Genomic DNA, 21545 nt, shown 5'->3' with positions numbered 1-21545 from the left:
CAAAGGGGCTAATTCATAATTAACATCGGTAAAATCATTGGGTGACGTTCCGTCTTCTCAAATAAGAAGCTTTGAAGGTCATCAATGATGGCATTTCGGATCGTCGCTTCACTGACTTTATCACTCTTCATCTTACGACGAATCGTCCGGAAAACGTGTCGTCTGGCTTCATTAATCAAGTCACCAGATTCACGCATATAGACAAAGCCACGAGATAAGATATCTGGTCCGGCCTGGATTTCTTTCTTGTTCAGATCAATCGTTGCCACTACGACCACGAGACCTTCTTCAGAAAGGACTTGACGATCGCGCAACACAACGTTACCGATATCACCAATCCCAGAACCATCCACGTAAACATCACCCGCACCAAAGTGGCCGGCAACACGCGCAGAATCCTTAGTGAGTGCCAAAACATCCCCATTTTCTAGGATGAAACTGTGATCTAATGGGACGCCACATTGTTCCGCTAATTCAGTGTGAATCTTAAGCATCCGGTATTCACCATGAATTGGCATAAAGAATTTCGGTTTCATGAGGCGCAACATTAATTTTTGTTCTTCCTGACCACCATGGCCGGAAGTATGAATGTTGTTGACCTTCCCGTGGATAACATGGGCGCCGGCTTCTTCAAGCTCGTTGATAACGTGGTTCACACTTAAGGTGTTGCCAGGAATTGGCGAACTCGAGAAGATGACCGTGTCACCAGGTTGAACTGAAATCTGGCGGTGGGTTCCGTTCGCAATGCGCGATAAGGCCGCCATGGGTTCACCTTGAGAGCCGGTACATAAAATCATCACTTTGTTAGCCGGTAGGGACTTAATATCGTTGGCATCGACCATCGCATCGTCTGGAATATCGAGGTAGCCCAGTTCACGACCATTAACAATGGCAGCTTCCATACTACGACCGAAAACAGCGATTTTACGGTGATGCTCGAGCGCAACTTGGGCAGCTTCCTGAATCCGCGAAATATTCGAGGCGAAGGTGGCAAAGATAATCCGCCCTTCGATTTGATCGAAGATTTTGCGAATAGATTGTGCAACCCATCGTTCGGACTTAGTAAAGATGGGGCGCTCAGCATTGGTACTATCAGATAGTAATGCCAAAACGCCACGTTCACCTAAGTGTGCCATCCGTTGCAAGTTCGGTGGCTGGTTCGTAATTGGTGTCAGGTCGAACTTGTAGTCCCCAGTTTCGACAATGGTACCAGGTGGTGTTTGAACCGCAATTCCTAAAGTATCTGGAATCGAATGGGTTGTTCTAAAGAACGAAACTCGGGTTTTACGAAATTTCAAGACAGTGTCTTCATTGATTTCATGGAGTTCCGTGGTTTTTAATAAGCCGTGTTCCTCTAACTTACCCTTGATCAGGGCTAAGGCGAGGGGCCCAGCGTAAACTGGCACGTTAATCTGTTGGAGTAGGAATGGAATCCCACCAATGTGATCTTCATGTCCGTGCGTAATCACCAATGCTTTTATTTTTTGCTGGTTTGCAACTAGATAAGAATAATCTGGAATGACGTAATCAATTCCCAGTAATTCATCTTCAGGGAACTTGATGCCGGCATCGATTAGAATAATCTCATCTTGAAATTGGACACCATAAGTGTTTTTCCCAATTTCACCCAAACCACCGATTGCAAAGACGGCGGTTTCGTTATTTTTGACGTTTAAGCGTTTCATTTATTAAACTCCGTTAGTTGATACTCTGGATTTTCTTGTTCGTAATCCAAGAAGTTACCTTCTAACGGTTCGATAAACTCAATATTGTACGTTGTGTTGTCTTCGACCAAAACACGAGCTGCAACTTCAGTATCCGCTTCCAGATAAAGTGATTGCGTGGTTTCGCGTTGAGGATTCCGTTTTTGGTTTTCTTGGTAATAAATTTTGTAAATCATTAACAAAACTCCTTATAAAAAATATTTATTTAGAATTAAAGATTCTAAATAGTAGCAAAAATAAAAGTTTGATCCGCACACTAGGTTGTGTAAACACAACAATTAACTTACATTTTAGCATAATTTTGGATAGGTGTATACAATGTTAATTTTCCTCAAAAACGATGCTGGGAATGTCTTTTTTTTTTGCAAACATGCTATGCTAATAATAACTAAAAAAAGGGTTTATTATTGAAATTGTGAATAAATAAACAATCGAATTGTGAGGAAATCGTGATGGGCAAATGGCTAACACTCTTAATTGGTCTGATTTTAGCAATCGTAATCTATGAAGTGTTACGACGGCGGGTTTTAAAACGCGCTGCTTTTAAAATTCGTTTGCAAGGTCAACGAACGGCGGATGCAGCGATGACGACGGTCTTGCAACAGCTAAATAGTGTTACGGCGGCACAAACTGTTAGTGGGGCGGTCCATTCGGCACCGGTTGCTGATGTTTGGGGGCGTGGTGTAATGGCCTTTGAATATGTCTTAACCGCACCAGGCATGGTCCAAGCTGATTTACCAGAAATTCGACGAATCTTGAATAATCATCTGCAGGCTTATGCTCGTGATGAACAGCTTGCCACCTTTCAGGCCGGCGAACCTGCTTTACGAGTGACCGATACTTGGTTACGAGCTGGTCAATTGCACCTTGATATTGCTTATTTAATGAATGAAGCGACTTTAGAATATTTAGAAGACTTACGGCGGTTAAATCATGAGGCCGTCACGACTAAGACAGCGGGCAAATCTCAAGCCGACAAGCCTGATGAGTTGTGAAGACAAGAAAAGCGCTCAGGTGCGATTAAAATCGCAGTCCTGAGCGCTTTTTTGCTATTTTTATGAGATTAAGACGAGATCGTCATCGGCACCAAAGGGGTTCTTAGTATCAATGTGATCATAAAATAAAATACCATGCAAATGATCAATTTCGTGTTGGCAAACAATCGCAGGATAATTCTTTAGGCGCAGCTTTTTTTGTTCGCCGGCCATATTATAGTACCGTAGGGTGATGCGATCATGCCGAACAACGTAACCGGAGACATCGCGATCAACAGAAAGGCAACCTTCGCCCTCTGTCAAAGCGCCTGGTTGAACGGAGTGACTAATAATTACGGGATTAATGATGACATCTTTAAAGACGGGTTCATCACCATCATTTTCCCCAGGAACTAGGACGGCGGCCATTTGTTCAGAAACGTCGACTTGAGGTGCGGCTAGCCCAACGCCAGCGCGTAACCCATATTTTTTAGCCAATTCTGGATCTTGACTATTTTCTAAGTAAGCCATCATATCAGTGGCCAACTTCTGGTCAGTTGTACTTAGTGGAAATTTGACCGGTTGGGCCTCTACCCGTAGCGTATCATTACCTTCACGAATGATATCTTTCATTTTAATCAACCCAAATTACCTCCAAAAACTATTCTATGGTAGGAACTGCTACTCACAATTCACACTTCCAAATAAGTTTAGCATAACTAAAAATGAAAAAGTAGAATGTTTCTCGAAAAAAAGCTGAAATCATTGGATTGAGCCTAATGAAACAATTCACAATCTAAAACGGCTAAAAAGGCGTTATTTAGCGTTTTGAAAGGGCTTGCAAAAATTGAAAACCAATGGTAAATTAGACTTGTAATTATGAAAACGATTATGAGCTAAGCGAACCAATTCAAGGCTCATACGTTCATGAAAGGGATGTGTCATTTATGGACAACGAAAAACCAATTGTCGATTTTAGCGCGATCCGGGATGCACTTGGAAAAGACTTTAAGCCAGTCCAAGTGATGGATGGACAAGCTAAAGTGATTAAACCAGAAATTATTGCTAAATATTCAAATGATGAATTAGTTGATTTCTTAAAACTAATGATTTGGGAACGGACTTTACACCAACGTTCCAATGCGTTAACTCGGCAAGGTCGGTTAGGCTTTTATGCCCCAACTGAAGGCCAAGAAGCCAGTGAGATGGGGACTAACTCGGCCATGAAGTCGACGGACGTATTAATGCCGGCTTACCGAGATATTCCACAATTGATTCAACATGGGTTACCTGTATATAAGGCGTTCCTCTGGTCAAGAGGACATGTCTTAGGTAATGAATATCCAGCTGAATTGCATGCGATGCCACCACAAATTATTATTGGGGCGCAATATATTCAAGCTGCGGGGGTCGCTTTAGGGATTAAAAAGAACGGCACCGAAGATAAAGTTGCGTATACTTACACCGGTGATGGTGGGACGTCGCAAGGGGACTTCTATGAAGGGATGAACTTTGCAGGCGCATTCCAAGCCCCAGCTGTCTTCATTGTGCAAAACAATGGTTACGCCATTTCAGTTCCACGACGGAAGCAAACGGCTGCGCGAACGTTGGCACAAAAAGCAGTTGCTGCTGGGATCCCAAGTGTTCAAGTTGATGGGATGGACTTCTTAGCTGTCCATGAAGTGACTAAGGCTGCCCGCGAATATGCGGCAGCTGGCAATGGTCCAGTCATGATTGAAACCTTAACTTATCGCTTTGGCCCACATACAAATGCCGGTGATGATCCGAAACGTTATCGGACGCATGAAGAAGAACAACCATGGTTTGACAATGATCCGTTAATTCGTTATCGCAAATACTTAACGGACCAAGGCGTTTGGTCAGAAGATTTGGAAAACGACTATGTTGAACAAGTTAAAACTGATATTAAAGCCGCTGTTAAACAAGCGGATGATGCACCTAAGCAAAAAATGACCGAATTCTTGGAAAATGTTTTTGAAGAACAACCACAAAACATTCAACAACAAATTACGGAATATCAAGCAAAGGAGTCGAAGTAACATGTCAAAGAAAACGTATATTCAAGCGATTACTGATGCACTTCGATTAGAGTTAGGGTCTGACGAAAAAACCTTACTTTTTGGTGAAGATGTTGGTAAAAACGGCGGGGTTTTCCGAGCAACCGATGGCCTCCAAGCTGAATTTGGTGAAGACCGAGTTTTCGATACTCCTTTAGCTGAATCCGGAATCGGTGGTCTTTCAATCGGATTAGCCCTAGAAGGATTCCGTCCAATTCCAGAAATTCAATTCTTAGGTTTCATCTTTGAAACGTTGGATTCAATTGCCGGTCAAATGTCACGTGAACGTTTCCGGACCGGTGGCACGCGTCATATGCCAATTACGATTCGGTCACCTTATGGTGGTGGGACTCATACCCCTGAAATGCATGCTGATTCCTTAGAAGGTTATTTAGCACAAATTCCAGGTCTCCGAGTAGTGACACCATCTAATCCCTACGATGCTAAAGGCTTATTAATTGCCTCAATTCGTAATAATGATCCAGTTTTCTTCCTTGAAAACTTGAAACTATATCGTTCGATGAAGGCGGATATTCCAGACGAAGCCTATACGGTACCGTTGGATAAAGCCAACGTGGTTCGAGAAGGTACTGATATTTCGCTAATTGCTTACAGTGCCCAAGTAAATCAGTCACTCAAAGTTGCTGAGAAACTTGAAAAAGAAGGTATTTCGGTTGAAGTGGTCGATTTGAGAACCTTATCTCCATTAGACGAAACCACCATCTTGAAGTCTGTTGAGAAAACCGGGCGGGCTGTTGCGATTCAAGAAGCACAACGGCAAGCTGGGATTGCGGCTAATGTGGCCTCATTGATTGCTGAAAAGGGTGCGCTTTATTTAAGTGCTCCTGTTGGCCGTGTTTACGCACCTGATACGGTTTATCCATTTGGATTAGCCGAAGATGACTGGCTACCAGCTGAAGACGACATTGAAGCAAAAACCCGTGAAATTTTAAACTATTAATTATTTTACGGTCGTGATAAGCAACCGTGACGGTTGTTATGAAAGGAAGTTATCCAATGGCTTACGAGTTTAAACTACCAGAGCTTGGTGAAGGACTTGAGGAAGGCGAAATTGCATCATGGCTCGTTAAACCTGGCGATCAAGTCAAGGAAGACGATTCTCTAGTTGAAATTCAAAATGATAAATCTGTTGAAGAATTACCATCACCAGTTAATGGGACGATTGTCAAAATTTTAATCCCTGAAGGTGAAACCGCTAAAATCGGTGACGTAATTGTTGAAATTGATGATGGTTCTGGGACTAATGCTGAACCAGCTGCAGCACCGGCTGGAAATGCAACCGCTACCACACCCGCACCAACACCAGCGGCGACTGAACCAGCGAAAGCTGCTCCAGCTACGGCGCCAGTTGTTCCTGCTGATCCTAATCGACGGATTTTGGCAATGCCATCTGTCCGGCAATATGCCCGTGATAAAGGGGTTGAAATTACCGCTGTGACTGCCAGTGGGGCCCATGGTCAAATTACCAAACAAGATATTGATAATTATACCGGTGCCCTCGCCGCAACCGGCGCACCAACGCCAGCTGCAGCGCAAGCAGCACCCGCACCAACGGCGGCGCCAGAACCAGTGAAACCTTATGTGTCTGACACCCCCGAATTAGAAACCCGTGAAAAGATGACCCCAATTCGGAAGGCAATCTCTAAGGCCATGGTCAACAGTAAGCATACTGCGCCACATGTGACTTTGTTTGATGAAGTTGAGGTTAGCGAATTAATGGCTCATCGGAAGAAGTACAAGACCTTAGCCGCAGATCGCGATATTCATTTAACGTTCTTGCCATACATTGTCAAAGCTTTAGTGGCAGTCTTGCAACAGTTCCCAGAATTCAATGCGTCAATTGATGATGCGAATAAAGAAATTGTTTACAAGCACTATTACAATATTGGCGTAGCGACGGATACCGATCGTGGATTGCTAGTACCAAATATTAAGCATGCTGAAGGTAAAGGGTTATTTGCCATTGCCAAGGAAATTACTGACAATACGCAAAAAGCCTACGACGGCAAGCTAAAGTCACAAGAAATGAGTGGGGCTTCAATTACCATCAGTAACATTGGGTCAATCGGTGGTGGTTGGTTTACCCCAGTTATTAACCAGCCAGAAGTTGCAATTCTTGGGGTTGGACGGATTGGTAAAGAACCCTATGTCAACGATGATGGCGAAATTGTCGTTGGTAAGATGCAAAAATTGTCCTTAAGTTTTGACCATCGACTAATTGATGGTGCAACGGCGCAAAAAGCCATGAACTTATTGAAACAATTGTTGCATGATCCAGAATTACTTTTGATGGAAGGATGAGGTCAGAATGGTTGTAGGAGATTTTGCTGAAGAACGCGATACAATGATCATCGGTGCCGGCCCTGGGGGCTATGTCGCCGCAATTCGGGCCGCTGAACTCGGTCAAAAAGTCACCGTAATCGAAAAAGAATATATCGGTGGGGTTTGTTTGAACGTGGGTTGTATTCCATCAAAAGCGTTAATTAGCGCTGGTCATCGGCTGCAAGAGGTTAAAGATAGTCAAATCTTTGGTATTAAGAATATTCAAGCGCCTGTTTTGGATTTCAAAACGACTCAGGATTGGAAAGACCATCAAGTAGTCGACCGGCTAACTGGCGGGGTGGCAATGTTACTCAAAAAGCATAAGGTTGAAATTGTCCGTGGGGAAGCCTACATGCATGATAACCATACTTTGCGAGTTATGAATGGTGATCATACGGGTCAAACGTACAAATTCAAACATTTAATCATTGCGACGGGGTCACGCCCAGTTGAAATCCCAGGCTTTAAGTTTAATGGTCGTGTCGTGGATTCAACCGGTGGCTTGAACTTGCCAGTAGTGCCTAAAGAGTTAGTTGTAATTGGTGGCGGTTACATCGGTTCAGAATTAGCAGGGGCCTATGCAAACTTAGGCGCTCACGTGACGATTCTGGAAGGAACGCCTCAAATCTTACCTAACTTTGAAAAAGACATGGTTAAGCTAGTTTTGAATAGCTTTAAAGCTAAAGGCGTTGATGTTGTGACTAATGCCATGGCTAAAAATTCGGAACAGGATGACTCAGGTGTGACCGTCACTTATGAAGTTGATGGCAAGGCCCAAACGGTTCGCGCTGACTATGTAATGGTTACTGTTGGTCGGCGGCCGAATACGGATGACATGGGCTTAGAATATACCGATGTTAAATTAACGGATCGTGGTTTGATTACTGTTGATGAACAAGGCCAAACAACCGCTAAAGATATTTATGCAATTGGTGATATCGTTGCTGGTCCAGCTTTAGCGCATAAAGCGTTCGCTGAAGGTAAGGTTGCCGCAGGTGCTATCAGTGATAAAAAGACGGCAAACGACTATGTTTCCGTGCCAGCGGTTTGCTTCACCGACCCAGAACTTGCAACGGTCGGTATGACTAAGGCCGAAGCTGAAAAAGCTGGTTTGAGTGTGACAACTTCGAAATTCCCATTTGCTGGAAACGGCCGGGCCATTTCGTTGAACACCACAGAAGGGTTCTTCCGCTTAGTGACAACTAAGGATGAAGGCACGATTGTGGGCGCCCAAATTGCTGGCCCTGGCGCTAGTGATTTGATTTCTGAATTGAGTGTCGCCGTTAATGGTGGGATGAATGCAGAAGACTTAGCTTTGACGATTCATCCACATCCAACTTTGGGTGAAGTGGTTCAAGAAGCCGCTGATGTTGCGATGGGTTACCCAACGCATATTTAAAGCGACTGAATTAAATTAAAGTTGTGTAAGCGAAGTTTGAGGCCACGTGGGTGGGCTCAAACTTTTGTTTTTTAGTGAAAATTGGCGGGGTTAGTCGATAATGGTACTGGCTAAGATAACAAAAGGGTAAGCATTTCGTTAACATTTACTTGAATTCATTGACAGCTTAGGTACAATTGTTAGCGAAGGTTGGGAGGGATTTCATGAACAATACAGTTATTATTCGTGGATTATTCGAATTTGTACAACAACTCATATTAATTGCAATTGCTAAAGATTTACCAGTAAATTTAATCGTTGCCACCGATGCGGATGACGCATCGCGGTATCAAGCTTTGATTATGGCCAGTCTGGCTTGTCGGAAATTTTCGTTATTGGCACAAGCAAAACCCGATTATTCGCAAGCCGATAGCTTAATTATCGGCAATTTGGCGCCGTTAGCAACCGACAGCGGGCCTGAGGCTGACTTACAACAAACATTACCGTTATTTCGGACGTTTGTTAATCTCGCGATGGCGGGTGGGTTTAACGGTAAGTTAGTTTTAGCTGGCAGTAATGATGCGGTGCTAAGTGTGCTGGCGGCCCGTTTTAGCGGTGTAGATCATCAACGCGTACTGGGATTAGGGACCTTGTCGCAGAGCCGATTGTTAGAACAATTATTACGTGATCAATTAAACGTGGGTCAACATGATGTGCATGCATTTGTTGTCGGTACGGCCCAGGCCCCATTGATTGCGTGGAGTCGCTCATACATTGGCGCTGCGCCAGTTCTAACCTATGTGGCTAATCAGGATACGAACTTTAGTGCGGAAGTGATGGGCACGGCGTTGGATCAGATTGATAATGCGGCTGTTGTTACCAATCAAACGTTGAATGTGTTAGCATTAACGCAAGTCTTACGGGCATTTTATGACCAAGCCCCATTTATTGGGACTGTAACTAATGTTCAAAGCGATAGCGCTGAACAATTGGTCGGGCTCGCGTCACCAGTGCTGGTGAGTGCCAATGGCATTAAACGCTTGGCTGACATGGTATTGTCGGATGAGGAACAAAAAGAATATGCTGAAATTGCGAGCCAAATCCGGCGTGACTTGGATCGGGTTGAAGCAGGGGAGTTTGAACAAAATGACGGCTAGACATGAAAATTATCAATATCCATTGAATGAAATGTGGTCGACCGCTGAAATTATTACAGTGACGACTTTTTATCGACAAATTGAGGCGGCAAATGAAGCTACCGTTGTCACGGCGGAACTATTAGCCGCGTATCAAGCGTTTAAAACGGTGGTACCTGCTAAGTCGGAAGAAAAACAATTATCCCGGGAATTTGAAGCGGTCGCTGGGTTAAACATTTATCGGACGATGCAAGCGGCTCAAGCAACGAATACCCGCCGTTTTAAGTATCGAATCTAGGTGATTCTATAATGGAAGTAGCAGCCTTACAGCAACTTAATCAGGCCGTCCAAAAGGTGATGCAGCAAGCACGCTCACAGGTATTAGTTAAGATGGGGACTGCCATGACGGTCATGGAAAAAACGAGTCGTAAAGATTTAGTGACCAACGTTGATCGTAGCAACGAGCATTTTTTAGTGCAAGCGTTACAGCAACTAGATCCCGGTGCCCAAATTTTGGGCGAGGAAGGGTCTGGTGACCATGTGACCACGTTAGCGGGGCATGTTTGGATTGTAGATCCCATTGACGGCACCATGAATTTTGTGCATCAACGTAATCATTTTGCCATCATGGCTGGTTTGTATATTGATGGTCAACCCACACTGGGCTATATCTATGATGTGATGGCAGCTAAATTGTATGCCGGTGGGCCAGCGATTGGGGTAACCTTAAATGGCACTGCACTTGCAGCACCGCTGGATTTAGCGTTGTCAGCGGGATTATTTGGTGCAAGTGCGCCGTTACTGATTCATAACCGCTATCAGATGCAGACGATTGCGGCGACTAGCTTAGGTCCACGCATCATTGGCAGTGCCGGTATTCAAATCAGTCAAGTTTTAGCTGGGGAGCTGGTCGGCTACCTGTCATATCTACGACCGTGGGACTTTGCGGCTGGTCGGGTTCTCGCTGAGACCCTCGGTTTGAGCGTGACCCAAGTTGACGGCACGCCTGTAAATATGTTATCATCTGGTGCTGTACTAATAGCGACTAAAAGTGCGCAACGTGCTATTTTGGCAATTGTCAAGTAAACGGTGTGACTGTGACCCATCCGTCACAGCTTTTTTTATGCCAAACGATGAAAACCAGATGAAAGCGTCGTTACGAGTTAGTCAGTGCGCATCATTAACTTGATAGTAGCGCCAGTTTGTATTAATATATGTAAGATTTCAGCTATCAATTGGATAGTATGAATTTTGAAGGATGAAAGGAAGATCAATTTTGAAATTTAGAGATGATATCCGCAACATTGCCATTATTGCCCACGTTGACCACGGTAAGACAACTTTGGTTAACGAAATGCTTAAACAATCGGATACCTTAGATGAACATGTCCAGATTGACGATCGGGCGATGGACACTAATGCCATTGAAAAGGAACGCGGTATCACGATCCTTTCAAAGAACACGGCCGTACGTTACGGCGACAAACAAATTAACATTTTGGATACCCCTGGACATGCCGATTTCGGTGGTGAAGTTGAACGAATCATGCGAATGGTTGATGGGGTACTACTTGTTGTTGATGCGTTTGAAGGGACGATGCCACAAACGCGTTTTGTGCTTAAAAAAGCCCTTGAACAACATTTGACACCAATCGTTGTGATTAATAAGATTGACCGTCCTGGTGCACGTCCTGAAGAAGTTGTTGATGAAGTTCTGGACCTATTTATTGAATTAGGCGCCGACGAATCACAATTAGACTTCCCAGTCGTTTACGTTTCAGCTTTAAACGGGACTTCAAGTTACGAATCAGATCCTGCAAAGCAAGAACATACGATGAAGCCAATCTTTGAAACCATCATCAAGACGATTCCAGCACCAATTGATAATTCAGACGAATCATTACAATTCCAAGTTGCTTTACTTGATTATAATGACTACGTTGGTCGAGTTGGGATTGGGCGGGTTTTCCGTGGCGCAATCAAGGTTGGTGACAGTGTCTCAGTCATGAAGCTTGATGGTTCTAAGAAGAACTTCCGTGTGACGAAGCTCTTTGGTTTCTTTGGCCTCCAACGGCTTGAAATCAACGAAGCTAAAGCTGGTGACTTAGTTGCCGTTTCTGGGATGGAAGATATTAACGTCGGTGAAACCGTCGCTGCTTCTGACAACCCTGAAGCTTTACCAATCTTACGGATTGACGAACCAACTTTACAGATGACTTTCCGGACCAACAACTCACCATTTGCTGGTAAAGAAGGTAAATTCGTCACTGCTCGTCAATTGGAACTTCGTTTGAAGTCTGAATTGGAAACTGATGTTTCTTTACGGGTTGAAGACACTGATGAACCCGGTGCTTGGGTTGTCTCTGGTCGTGGTGAATTGCATTTGTCAATCTTAATTGAAACGTTACGGCGTGAAGGTTATGAATTACAAGCTTCTCGTCCAGAAGTTATCTATCGTGAGATTGATGGCAAACGTAGCGAACCATTCGAATCAGTTCAGATTGATACGCCTGATGAATATACCGGGACGATTATCGATACGTTATCACAACGTAAAGCTGAAATGAAGAACATGGAAAGCACTGGTAACAACCAGACACGTTTGACATTCTTAGCCCCATCACGTGGGTTGATTGGTTATTCAACTGAATTCCTATCATTAACTCGTGGTTATGGGATTATGAACCATACGTTTGCAAAATACATGCCAGTAATTACGAACTGGAACCCTGGTCGTCGGAACGGTGCCTTAGTTTCAATTAACTTAGGTAAGACGACGACTTATGCAACCATGGGTGTTGAAGAACGTGGGACGATCTTTGTTGATCCCGGTACGGACGTCTATGAAGGAATGATTGTTGGTCAAAATAGTCGTGAAAATGATATTTCAGTTAATATCACGAAGGGTAAAAACATGACCAATGTGCGTTCATCAAATAAGGACCAAACTGCCAGCATCAAGACGCCAACTCATTTGACGCTTGAAGAAGCTTTGGAATTCTTGAACAGTGATGAATACTGTGAAATTACGCCAGACCATGTTCGTTTACGGAAACAAATTTTGAACACGAATATGCGTGAAAAAGAAGCTAAAAAACGTAAGACTGGTAAGTAAATTAACAGTCGATGTCTCAAGATGGTACGACCTGTAAGGGTTGTGCCATCTTTTTTTATAAAGAAAAATAAAAACTACGCGGTTTTAATAATTTCACGGGTTGTGGTAATTGCGACTATGCTATAATTATTGCAAGTTAATTTTTATGATTATTATTGACGAACGTGCCATGAATTTAAACGTTTTAAGGTGGGATTAAAGGTCATGTTGAAGAAGTTGCACTACTTGGACTATGTCATTTTCATCCCGTATATTATCCTATGTGGGATTGGGATTATCATGGTTTATTCGTCAAGTTCATACGTTGCTGCTAGCAATGGCTCGTCGCCAACCGGCTATTTGATAAAACAGTTAATCTGGGTCATTGGTGGCTTAATGATTACGATGCTTAGTATGAATCTAAAAATCACTTATTTTAAGCGCACTAATTTATGGGGGATATTTGGATTTGTTATGCTAGGAATCTTGGTCATCTTACGGTTAGTTGGTCATACGATCAATGGGGCCGCTGGCTGGATTACGCTGGGACCGATTGGGATTCAACCGGCTGAGTTTTGTAAGTTTTACTTAATTGTGTACTTATCAGCTATTATTGCCCAACGTGAAGCACGGCTGGGGGTTGCTAAGTTTCGTGATTTAGGTGCGCAGATTTTGATGTTAGCTATGATGATTTTTTTAATTGTCATTCAACCAGATATTGGTGGGGCGACGATTAACTTGGCCATTGCGGCCGTCATTTTATTTGCCACTGGGATGTCTTATCTCGTTGGGATAGGGACGTTTGCGACGGTAGTCGTGGGTTTTGAATGGGTTTTAGTGCCATTAATGAGCCATTTGCCGAAGAGTACGTTATCTAACTCTTACCAACTCCGACGGTTTTTAGGGTTCTTGAATCCATTTACCACCGCTTCAGGCGCAGGGACGCAACTGGTTAATTCGTATTATGCCATTTCAAATGGTGGTTTAACGGGGGTCGGTATCGGGAATAGCCTGCAAAAGCGCGGCTACTTACCAGAACCTAATACCGATTTTATCATGTCGATTACAGCTGAAGAACTTGGCTTGATTGGGGTATTAATTGTCATGGGCTTATTGCTTGTCATTGTGGGACGGATCATTTATATTGGCGTGCAAGCGACGACAACGTTTAATACCCTCGTATGTTATGGCGTAGCTGCTTATTTGACTATTCAAGCCTTTATCAATGTTGGTGGGATTGTGGGGATTATTCCGATTACTGGGGTCACATTCCCGTTCATGAGTTATGGTGGTTCTAGTATGATGGTATTGACACTGTCACTTGGACTAGTGCTCAATATTAGTGCGTTAGAAAAGATGGCGCGAGCAAATGCCGTTCGCGAGGCGGATTGATTTAATCTGGAAATGAGGAGAATTCTGATGAAAAAAGTATTGATTGCTAATCGTGGTGAAATTGCGACGCGGGTCATTCGGGCTTGTCATGAATTAGGCCTACAAACCGTTGCGATTTATGCTAAAGAAGACGAATTTTCGGTACACCGGTTTAAAGCGGATGAAGCGTACTTGGTTGGTGAAGGTCAAGCCCCAATTGCGGCTTATTTGGATATCGAAGACATTATTCGAATTGCCAAAGAAAATCAAGTGGATGCGATTCATCCTGGGTATGGTTTCTTGTCAGAAAATGCCACTTTTGCACGTCGTTGTGCTGAAGAAGGGCTAACTTTTGTGGGGCCTAAACCCGAACATTTAGAGATGTTTGGTGATAAGATTACCGCTAAAAAAGTTGCTCAGGAAGCTGGCGTCGCATCAATTCCAAGTACCACGCACCCGGTGACCAGCTTGAACGAAGCGCTTCAATTCACTCAAAAATATGGTTTCCCCATTATGATCAAAGCGGCCATGGGTGGTGGCGGTCGTGGCATGCGCATTGTCCGGGCGGCTTCAGAGTTACAAGAAGCTTTTGACCGAGCACGTTCTGAAGCCATGCAATCTTTTGGCGATGATGAAATTTACTTAGAAAAATTTATTGCGCATCCGAAGCACATCGAAGTGCAGATTTTAGGGGATGCCCATGGCAACATGTTACATTTATTTGAACGGGATTGTTCAGTGCAACGGCGGAACCAAAAGGTGATTGAATTTGCACCAGCCGTTTCATTGCCAGTGGCATTACGCCAACGCATTTGTGAAGCAGCCGTGCGGTTAATGCAACACGTCCATTATTTGAATGCTGCGACGGTTGAATTTTTAGTTGAAGGGGATCAATTCTACTTCATGGAAGTTAACCCTCGAGTTCAAGTTGAACATACCGTGACGGAAATGATTACCGAAATTGATATTGTTCACGCCCAACTAAAAATTGCCCAAGGTGGCGATTTATTTAAAGATTTGCATTTACCACAGCAATCTGAGTTAACGTATACGGGGGTTGCCATTCAATGTCGGGTGACCACCGAAGACCCGGCCAATGACTTTATGCCAGATACCGGCCGGATCGAAACGTACCGTTCTCCTGGTGGGAACGGGGTCCGTTTAGATGCTGGTAATACGTATTCAGGTGCAATTGTGACGCCATACTTTGACTCCTTATTGGTCAAGGCCTGTGTTGTCGCCCGTAATTTTAAGGCGGCCGTGCATAAAATGCGGCGGGTGTTAGTTGAATTCGATATTCGCGGGGTTAAGACCAATATTCCATTTATGTTAAATGTGATTGATCACCCGACATTCCAAGCTGGTCAGGCCAATACCCGCTTTATTGATATGACGCCAGAACTCTTTAAATTTCCTGAGGGCACGCAACAAGAAGATAAAATGTTGAAGTATATTGGCAATGTGACCGTTAATGGGTTTGCTGATGTGGCACAACATGCTAAAAAATACTATCCAGACGTTGAGTTTCAAGACAATTTTGCCCCACTGTCTAAAAAGATTGTGACGGCTAAAGATGTTTTAGATGCGCAGGGCGTTGCTGGCTTACAGGACTGGTTGTTGGGTCAAAAGGATGTTTTATTGACGGATACGACTATGCGAGATGCCCATCAGAGCTTATTTGCAACCCGGATGCGAACTAAAGATATGTTAGCCGTTGCTGCGGCGTCACAAAAGGCATTACCACAACTTTTCTCTTATGAAATGTGGGGCGGTGCGACCTTTGACGTTGCCTTTAGATTCTTAAATGAAAACCCATGGGATCGATTGAAAAAGTTACGGCAAGCGATGCCACGGACGTTACTCCAGATGCTATTCCGTGGGAGTAATGCCGTCGGTTATCAGAATTATCCTGATAATGTTATTCGGGAATTCATTCTAGAAGCGGCACATAGTGGGATTGATGTTTTCCGGATTTTTGACAGTTTAAACTGGCTACCGCAAATGGAAAAAAGTATTTTGGCAGTTAAGGAAACCGGAAAAATCGCTGAAGCGACAATCTGTTATACGGGCGATATCATGGACCCTCATCAACAGAAATACTCATTAGCTTACTATCGGCAATTAGCACTAGATTTGCAATCAGTTGGTGCAGATATGATTGCGATTAAAGATATGGCTGGCGTTTTGAAGCCAGAGGCCGCCTATGAATTGGTCGCTACTTTAAAGGATGCTTTGGATATCCCAGTGCACTTGCATACGCATGATACGACTGGTAACGGTATCTTTACCTATGCGCGGGCCGTCGATGCTGGCGTCGACGTGGTCGATGTGGCTGCCAGTGCCTTGTCTGGGACGACTAGTCAACCTTCGATGAGTTCACTTTACTATGCTTTGGCGCACAATGACCGGCAACCGCAAGTCGATATTAACCAAGTTGAAGCGATTAACCGTTACTGGCAAGGTATTCGCCCTTATTATCAGGACTTCTCTAATGGGATGACCGGACCACAAACTGATATCTATCAAACACAAATGCCAGGTGGCCAATATTCTAACTTGCAACAACAAGCCAAGGCCTTAGGGTTAGGCGATCGTTGGGAAGAAGTTAAACAAATGTATGCCACGGTCAATGACTTATTTGGCGATATCATTAAGGTGACGCCGAGTTCAAAAGTGGTCGGCGATATGGCGTTATTCATGGTGGAAAATCAGTTGACGACGGCTGATATTTACGATCACGGGGAGAAGTTAGATTTCCCTGAGTCTGTTATTAATTTCTTCGCTGGTAATCTTGGTCAACCGGTTGGTGGGTTCCCAGAGAAATTACAAAAAATTATTTTGAAGGGTCATCCGGCATTGACTGTGCGACCGGGTAGTTTAGCGAAACCGGCTGATTTTGACGCAACTAAGATGGCCTTAGCAAAACTAATCGGGCATACACCGTCGAAACAAGAAGTTTTGAGCTATCTCTTATATCCGAAAGTCTTTCTAGACTATCAGGCGCAACACAAACAATATGGGCACGTCTCACTATTAGATACGCCCACCTTCTTCCAAGGGATGCGGCTAGGTGAAACTGTCAACGTGACGTTAGCTAAAGGGAAAGTAATGATTTTGAAATTAAATCAATTAAGTGACCCCGATGTTGATGGCATGCGGACCTTGTACTTTAGTGTCAATGGTCAAAGCCAAGAAATCACGATTAAAGATAACGCCGTGCATCAAACGGCTGCAAGCACACGCAAAGCTGAACCAACGAATGAAAATGAAATTGGGGCAACGATGAGTGGCTCAGTCTTAAAGCTGTTGGTTAAAAAAGGCCAAACAGTTAAGAAGGGTGAACCGTTGCTCGTAACGGAAGCCATGAAGATGGAAACGACAATTCAAGCACCGGAGGCCGGCGTGATTGAACATGTCTATGTTCAAGCTGGCGATGTCATTCAAACAGATGATTTGTTATTAGAAGTGTTACCTAAATAACCTAAATTAAGTCTGAGAAGAGCGCTTCTCAGGCTTTTTTAGTGGTCGATGAAATGAAACTTAAGTTATCGCCATACTCTTAGTTGACGAAACTGCTAATCTAGCCTAACATTTAAAAAGATAGAAAGTTAAAAGAGGTGACCGTTCGATGGAATTTACCGTAAAACCACGTCGCTCATTGATTGTGTATTTGCATTCAATGAAACAGGTGCGTCAATTGAAACGTTTTGGCAATATTCAATATCAATCGCGCCGCGGCCATTATGTTGTAATTTATTTAGATGAAAGCCAAGTACAACCAGCAACCGCTCGTTTAAGAAAACTCAATTTTGTTCGGCGGGTCGAACCGTCTTACCGACCAGATATCGATATGAACTTTGGTGAACGGGTTGATCAAGGGTTCTTTAAACCTCAAACTGGTGTAGCACCTGAAGATGATGATGATTAAAGTTGGTGAAAGTATATGCGGATTGTAGCAGGAGATTTTGGTGGTCGCCGCTTAAAGGCAGTACCGGGCATGCAGACCCGACCGACCACGGATAAAGTTAAAGAAGCTGTTTTTAATATGATTGGCCCATACTTTGATGGCGGCCGGGCATTAGATTTGTTTGCTGGTAGTGGCGGTTTGAGTATTGAAGCGGTGTCGCGCGGGATGGCTGCGGCTGTTTTAATTGATCGACAGTATCAAGCAATTAAGACGATTAAAGATAACGTCGCAGTGACCAAGGCCCCTGAACGGTTTGAGATTATTAAGGGCGATGCGCAGCGGTTAATTGCTCATCTAGCGACACAGCAGCAACGTTTTGATATGGTTTTTTTAGATCCGCCCTATGCCAAACAACAAATCGTGAAGACGATTCAAACGATTGAGTCGCTAGGATTATTAAATTCAGGCTGTCGGATTGTTTGTGAAACGGACACGACGGCTGATTTACCAACGCTAATTCCTGGTTTTGAGCTGGTTCGGCGGCAAACTTATGGGATTACAGTCATTACAATTTATCAAAAAGTAGAAGTGGAGGCCTAGTTCATGACAATTGCGGTTTTTCCTGGTAGTTTTGATCCGATTACGCGCGGCCATTTAGATTTAATTCAACGGGCAAGTCGATTGTTTGATCAATTAATCGTAGCGGTGATGGTCAATACCAGTAAGCAAGCCCTATTTACGCCTGCTGAAAAAGTTGCCATGATTGCGGCTGAAGTGCAGGATTTACCCAATGTTAAAGTTAAGGCAGCGACTGGCTTGACGGTTGATTTTATGGCTGCAGAACAGGCTACGGTCTTAGTTCGTGGCTTACGTAATGAACAGGATTTTGGGTATGAACGAGACATTGCTTGGATGAATCAATCCTTGAATGCCACGATTGAGACGGTTTGTTTAGTTGCCCGTCCACCGTATGCCTATTTTTCGTCAAGTTTAATTAAAGAAATCGCTAAAATGGGTACGGATATTTCGACCTATGTGCCGACCGCTGTCGCAATTAAGTTACAACAACGGTTACAGGGGCAGGGCTAATGAAAAATGTCCGTCAATTTATCCGGCGTTACTGGCTAGGTATCCTAGCAGTAATCGTCGTTTTAGGGCTTTTTTTAGTGCCTTTACCAGATTATATTGAAGGCCCCGGGAGTGCTAATAACTTGAAATCATTAGTCACGGTCAAGGGTCATCCAGACAAGCGGGCCGGTAAATTTATGTTGACTTCGGTCACCTTGGCAAAGGCACGGCCGATTACTTGGTTATATGCGCAATTGAACCCACATTATGCCGTGGTTAGTGCGGCTGAAATTAGTGGGGGCGAGGATGACGCCACCTATGACAAAGTCCAGACTTTTTACATGCAAAGTGCAATTAATGAAGCGATTGCAACGGCTTATCAGGCGGCTAAGCAAACGGCTCATAAAACTTATCGTGGTATTTATGTTTTGGAAGTTCAAGCAAATTCCAAATTTAAACGCGCGGTCAAAGTAGGCGATACGATTACCAAAGTCGATGGCCGCCACTTTACGAATGCCCAAGGTTATCAGACTTATATTGCGAACCAGGGGGTTGGTCAGTCGGTGACTATTACGTATCGGCATAATGGGCATACTAAACATTTTACCGCTCCTTTAATTAAATTAAGTACTAAGCAGGCCGGTATTGGGATTGCGTTGACCGATAATGTTAAAGTAACGACTAAAATTCCAGTTAAGGTTAATCCAGGTGAAATTGGTGGTCCGTCAGCAGGATTAATGTTCAGTCTCCAAATCTATCAACAACTAACCAATCAGAACTTACGGCGTGGTCGTAAGATTGCTGGGACTGGAACGATTGGTGCGGATGGGTCAGTCGGTGAAATTGGTGGCATTGATAAAAAAATCATTGCGGCTAAAAAAGCAGGTGCGACGATTTTTTTAGCGCCTTATGTGAAGCCGACCAAGGCCGTCTTAGCATTAGAAGATGGTCATCAAACCAATTATCAGGTTGCAAAGGCAACGGCTAAACGATATGCCCCTAAATTACGGGTCGTACCGGTAACGTCATTTAAGCAAGCCGTTAATTATTTAGCACGATATTAGGGATTCGGTGGGAACCGGTCCTTTTTTTGCGAAGTTAAAACGAAAAGCTAATCTTCCACGTAGTTGATGACTATAAGGGAGGTTATTATGGGATTAGAAATTTTTGCATGGCTGAAAGCCCATCGTTGGGGTGCCATTGCCCTAGGCGGTTTGAGCTTAGGGTTGATTAGTATCGGATTGATGATGAGTTTACGTTCCCCGAGAATGCCGGCACCGGTAGCTGACGATGCGCTAAGCAGTCAATCACAACCAGTTGCCAGTCAGCATAGCCGTTCACCTGCTTTGGTTAGCAGTAGCAGTGCCACACCACCAGCTAACGCCACGGCTAGTTCGGCGGGCCCTCTGTATGTTGACGTTAAAGGTGCGGTCAACCAACCAGGACTTTATCAGGTCCAGGCCACGACGCGGATTGCGGACGTGATTGCCTTAGCGAAAGGGTTACAACCGCAAGCCGATCAGACGCAGCTCAATCTAGCTGCTAAGGTTACCGATCAACAAGTTGTCTATGTACCAGTAAAAGGTGAATCAGTGCCGCCCACGGCTAAACAACCGGCAGGACCTGGTGCTGGTTCAGCAGCTAATGGTAGTAGTGACAGCCACGCGACAACGACGATGCCTAGTCAGAGCACCGCTAGTACGAGTGCAGGGACGATTAATTTAAATACGGCGGATGTCAGTGCGTTACAACAGTTAGCGGGGGTCGGTCAAAAGAAAGCCGAAAGAATCATTGCCTATCGTGACACACATGGTGGGTTTAAAAGTGTTGATGATTTGAAGCAAGTTAGTGGGATTGGCGATAAAACGTTAGCAAAATTCCGTGATCAACTCACGGTCTAGGCGGATTGGCTGCCATTTGGTATACTACGGTCATTGAAAGTGAGGAAAAATTAATGCAAGATCAACGAATTCCATGGGATCAATATTTTATGATGCAGGCGGTACTGTTATCAACGCGCAGTACCTGTGAACGGTTATCAGTTGGTGCAACGATTGTGCGAGATAAACGGATTATTGCCGGTGGCTATAATGGCTCAGTTTCAGGTGATGTTCATTGTATTGATGAAGGCTGTTACTTAGTGGATGGGCATTGCATGCGGACGATTCATGCCGAAATGAATGCTATTTTACAGTGTGCTAAGTTCGGTGCTGCCACGGATGGTGCTGAAATTTACGTCACGGATTTTCCTTGCTTACAATGTACGAAAATGTTATTGCAAGCGGGAATTAAAAAGATCCATTATTTACGAAATTATCATAATGATGCTTATGCGATGTCATTAATTGAACGTAAGCAAGTCGAATTACAACAAGTTGAATTTAACCAAGCTGATTTAGATAAATTAAGCTTAGATCAAATTCTATTAAAAAATAGCTAGTTGCGGGGCTTGTTTTTTGCGGCTATTGGTAG

At 43.9% G+C, this 21545-nt stretch carries 20 protein-coding genes; 17 read left to right on the top strand and 3 right to left on the bottom strand.

What is annotated here, in order from left to right; genetic code table 11:
• Positions 1-8 precede the first annotated feature (8 nt).
• A complete protein-coding gene (rnjA, locus tag C5Z26_RS03400) occupies positions 9-1685 on the bottom strand; it encodes a ribonuclease J1 (protein WP_105448619.1) in 1677 nt (558 codons plus the stop codon).
• Positions 1682-1900: a DNA-directed RNA polymerase subunit epsilon gene (locus C5Z26_RS03395; RefSeq protein WP_105448618.1), complete on the bottom strand. Its 219-nt coding sequence runs from the start codon at positions 1898-1900 to the stop codon at positions 1682-1684. The genes rnjA and C5Z26_RS03395 overlap by 4 nt, the downstream gene beginning before the upstream one ends.
• Positions 1901-2176: 276 nt before the next feature.
• Between C5Z26_RS03395 and C5Z26_RS03390 the strand changes: the two genes are divergently transcribed.
• Entirely contained in the window at positions 2177-2719 is a 543-nt protein-coding gene (locus C5Z26_RS03390) for a hypothetical protein (protein WP_234005721.1), read from the top strand.
• Positions 2720-2779: 60 nt separating this feature from the next.
• On the opposite strand, the gene def is transcribed toward C5Z26_RS03390, so the two are convergent.
• Positions 2780-3340: a peptide deformylase gene (gene def / locus C5Z26_RS03385; protein WP_105448617.1), complete on the bottom strand. Its 561-nt coding sequence runs from the start codon at positions 3338-3340 to the stop codon at positions 2780-2782.
• Positions 3341-3645: 305 nt separating this feature from the next.
• Here def and pdhA point away from each other — a divergent pair, with 305 nt between their 5' ends.
• The 16 genes from pdhA (at position 3646) to C5Z26_RS03305 (ending at position 21513) form a co-directional block, all read left to right on the top strand.
• Positions 3646-4758 carry a pyruvate dehydrogenase (acetyl-transferring) E1 component subunit alpha gene (gene pdhA / locus C5Z26_RS03380; RefSeq protein WP_105448616.1) on the top strand — a complete coding sequence of 371 codons (1113 nt, stop codon included), beginning with the start codon at positions 3646-3648 and terminating at the stop codon, positions 4756-4758.
• A gap of 1 nt (position 4759) precedes the next feature.
• Positions 4760-5737, top strand: a complete 978-nt coding sequence (locus tag C5Z26_RS03375; protein ID WP_105448615.1) for an alpha-ketoacid dehydrogenase subunit beta — start codon at positions 4760-4762, stop codon at positions 5735-5737.
• 56 nt (positions 5738-5793) lie between these two features.
• Positions 5794-7098: a 2-oxo acid dehydrogenase subunit E2 gene (locus C5Z26_RS03370; protein WP_105448614.1), complete on the top strand. Its 1305-nt coding sequence runs from the start codon at positions 5794-5796 to the stop codon at positions 7096-7098.
• A 7-nt stretch (positions 7099-7105) separates the two neighbouring features.
• Entirely contained in the window at positions 7106-8518 is a 1413-nt protein-coding gene (gene lpdA, locus C5Z26_RS03365) for a dihydrolipoyl dehydrogenase (protein ID WP_105448613.1), read from the top strand.
• Between the two features lie 203 nt (positions 8519-8721).
• On the top strand, positions 8722-9654 hold the full coding sequence (locus C5Z26_RS03360) for a lactate dehydrogenase (protein ID WP_105448612.1): 933 nt from the start codon (positions 8722-8724) through the stop codon (positions 9652-9654).
• Positions 9644-9931 carry a UPF0223 family protein gene (locus C5Z26_RS03355; RefSeq protein WP_105448611.1) on the top strand — a complete coding sequence of 96 codons (288 nt, stop codon included), beginning with the start codon at positions 9644-9646 and terminating at the stop codon, positions 9929-9931. The genes C5Z26_RS03360 and C5Z26_RS03355 overlap by 11 nt, the downstream gene beginning before the upstream one ends.
• 11 nt (positions 9932-9942) lie before the next feature.
• Positions 9943-10719, top strand: a complete 777-nt coding sequence (locus tag C5Z26_RS03350; protein ID WP_105448610.1) for an inositol monophosphatase family protein — start codon at positions 9943-9945, stop codon at positions 10717-10719.
• 190 nt (positions 10720-10909) lie between these two features.
• Entirely contained in the window at positions 10910-12748 is a 1839-nt protein-coding gene (gene typA, locus C5Z26_RS03345; protein ID WP_105448609.1) for a translational GTPase TypA, read from the top strand.
• A gap of 204 nt (positions 12749-12952) precedes the next feature.
• A complete protein-coding gene (locus tag C5Z26_RS03340; protein ID WP_105448608.1) occupies positions 12953-14119 on the top strand; it encodes an FtsW/RodA/SpoVE family cell cycle protein in 1167 nt (388 codons plus the stop codon).
• A gap of 27 nt (positions 14120-14146) precedes the next feature.
• The gene (locus C5Z26_RS03335) at positions 14147-17578 is read left to right on the top strand and encodes a pyruvate carboxylase (protein WP_105448607.1); all 3432 of its coding nucleotides are present in this window, start codon (positions 14147-14149) and stop codon (positions 17576-17578) included.
• A 148-nt stretch (positions 17579-17726) separates the two neighbouring features.
• On the top strand, positions 17727-18026 hold the full coding sequence (locus tag C5Z26_RS03330) for a YlbG family protein (RefSeq protein WP_105448606.1): 300 nt from the start codon (positions 17727-17729) through the stop codon (positions 18024-18026).
• A 15-nt stretch (positions 18027-18041) separates the two neighbouring features.
• Positions 18042-18605: a 16S rRNA (guanine(966)-N(2))-methyltransferase RsmD gene (rsmD, locus tag C5Z26_RS03325; protein ID WP_105448605.1), complete on the top strand. Its 564-nt coding sequence runs from the start codon at positions 18042-18044 to the stop codon at positions 18603-18605.
• Positions 18606-18608: 3 nt separating this feature from the next.
• Positions 18609-19094: a pantetheine-phosphate adenylyltransferase gene (coaD, locus tag C5Z26_RS03320; protein ID WP_105448604.1), complete on the top strand. Its 486-nt coding sequence runs from the start codon at positions 18609-18611 to the stop codon at positions 19092-19094.
• Positions 19094-20137, top strand: a complete 1044-nt coding sequence (locus C5Z26_RS03315; protein WP_105448603.1) for a SepM family pheromone-processing serine protease — start codon at positions 19094-19096, stop codon at positions 20135-20137. Before coaD ends, C5Z26_RS03315 begins: the two co-directional genes overlap by 1 nt.
• Positions 20138-20224: 87 nt before the next feature.
• The gene (locus C5Z26_RS03310; protein ID WP_234005720.1) at positions 20225-20974 is read left to right on the top strand and encodes a helix-hairpin-helix domain-containing protein; all 750 of its coding nucleotides are present in this window, start codon (positions 20225-20227) and stop codon (positions 20972-20974) included.
• A 53-nt stretch (positions 20975-21027) separates the two neighbouring features.
• Positions 21028-21513 carry a ComE operon protein 2 gene (locus C5Z26_RS03305; protein WP_105450118.1) on the top strand — a complete coding sequence of 162 codons (486 nt, stop codon included), beginning with the start codon at positions 21028-21030 and terminating at the stop codon, positions 21511-21513.
• Positions 21514-21545: the final 32 nt, after the last annotated feature.

Origin of the sequence: Lactobacillus sp. CBA3606, from assembly GCF_002970935.1 — a bacterium.
Classification (GTDB): domain Bacteria; phylum Bacillota; class Bacilli; order Lactobacillales; family Lactobacillaceae; genus Lactiplantibacillus.
This window is presented reverse-complemented; position numbering and strand designations above follow the sequence as displayed.

Excerpts from the sequence above, each read along its gene's own strand:
- rsmD (WP_105448605.1), top strand. The coding sequence starts at position 18,042 with ATGCGGATTGTAGCAGGAGATTTTGGTGGTCGCCGCTTAAAGGCAGTA.
- C5Z26_RS03390 (WP_234005721.1), top strand. The coding sequence starts at position 2,177 with ATGGGCAAATGGCTAACACTCTTAATTGGTCTGATTTTAGCAATCGTA.
- coaD (WP_105448604.1), top strand. The coding sequence starts at position 18,609 with ATGACAATTGCGGTTTTTCCTGGTAGTTTTGATCCGATTACGCGCGGC.
- pdhA (WP_105448616.1), top strand. The coding sequence starts at position 3,646 with ATGGACAACGAAAAACCAATTGTCGATTTTAGCGCGATCCGGGATGCA.
- C5Z26_RS03395 (WP_105448618.1), bottom strand. The coding sequence starts at position 1,900 with ATGATTTACAAAATTTATTACCAAGAAAACCAAAAACGGAATCCTCAA.
- C5Z26_RS03350 (WP_105448610.1), top strand. The coding sequence starts at position 9,943 with ATGGAAGTAGCAGCCTTACAGCAACTTAATCAGGCCGTCCAAAAGGTG.
- rnjA (WP_105448619.1), bottom strand. The coding sequence starts at position 1,685 with ATGAAACGCTTAAACGTCAAAAATAACGAAACCGCCGTCTTTGCAATC.
- C5Z26_RS03310 (WP_234005720.1), top strand. The coding sequence starts at position 20,225 with ATGGGATTAGAAATTTTTGCATGGCTGAAAGCCCATCGTTGGGGTGCC.
- C5Z26_RS03305 (WP_105450118.1), top strand. The coding sequence starts at position 21,028 with ATGCAAGATCAACGAATTCCATGGGATCAATATTTTATGATGCAGGCG.
- C5Z26_RS03355 (WP_105448611.1), top strand. The coding sequence starts at position 9,644 with ATGACGGCTAGACATGAAAATTATCAATATCCATTGAATGAAATGTGG.
- C5Z26_RS03330 (WP_105448606.1), top strand. The coding sequence starts at position 17,727 with ATGGAATTTACCGTAAAACCACGTCGCTCATTGATTGTGTATTTGCAT.
- C5Z26_RS03335 (WP_105448607.1), top strand. The coding sequence starts at position 14,147 with ATGAAAAAAGTATTGATTGCTAATCGTGGTGAAATTGCGACGCGGGTC.
- C5Z26_RS03340 (WP_105448608.1), top strand. The coding sequence starts at position 12,953 with ATGTTGAAGAAGTTGCACTACTTGGACTATGTCATTTTCATCCCGTAT.
- C5Z26_RS03375 (WP_105448615.1), top strand. The coding sequence starts at position 4,760 with ATGTCAAAGAAAACGTATATTCAAGCGATTACTGATGCACTTCGATTA.
- C5Z26_RS03360 (WP_105448612.1), top strand. The coding sequence starts at position 8,722 with ATGAACAATACAGTTATTATTCGTGGATTATTCGAATTTGTACAACAA.
- lpdA (WP_105448613.1), top strand. The coding sequence starts at position 7,106 with ATGGTTGTAGGAGATTTTGCTGAAGAACGCGATACAATGATCATCGGT.
- C5Z26_RS03315 (WP_105448603.1), top strand. The coding sequence starts at position 19,094 with ATGAAAAATGTCCGTCAATTTATCCGGCGTTACTGGCTAGGTATCCTA.
- C5Z26_RS03370 (WP_105448614.1), top strand. The coding sequence starts at position 5,794 with ATGGCTTACGAGTTTAAACTACCAGAGCTTGGTGAAGGACTTGAGGAA.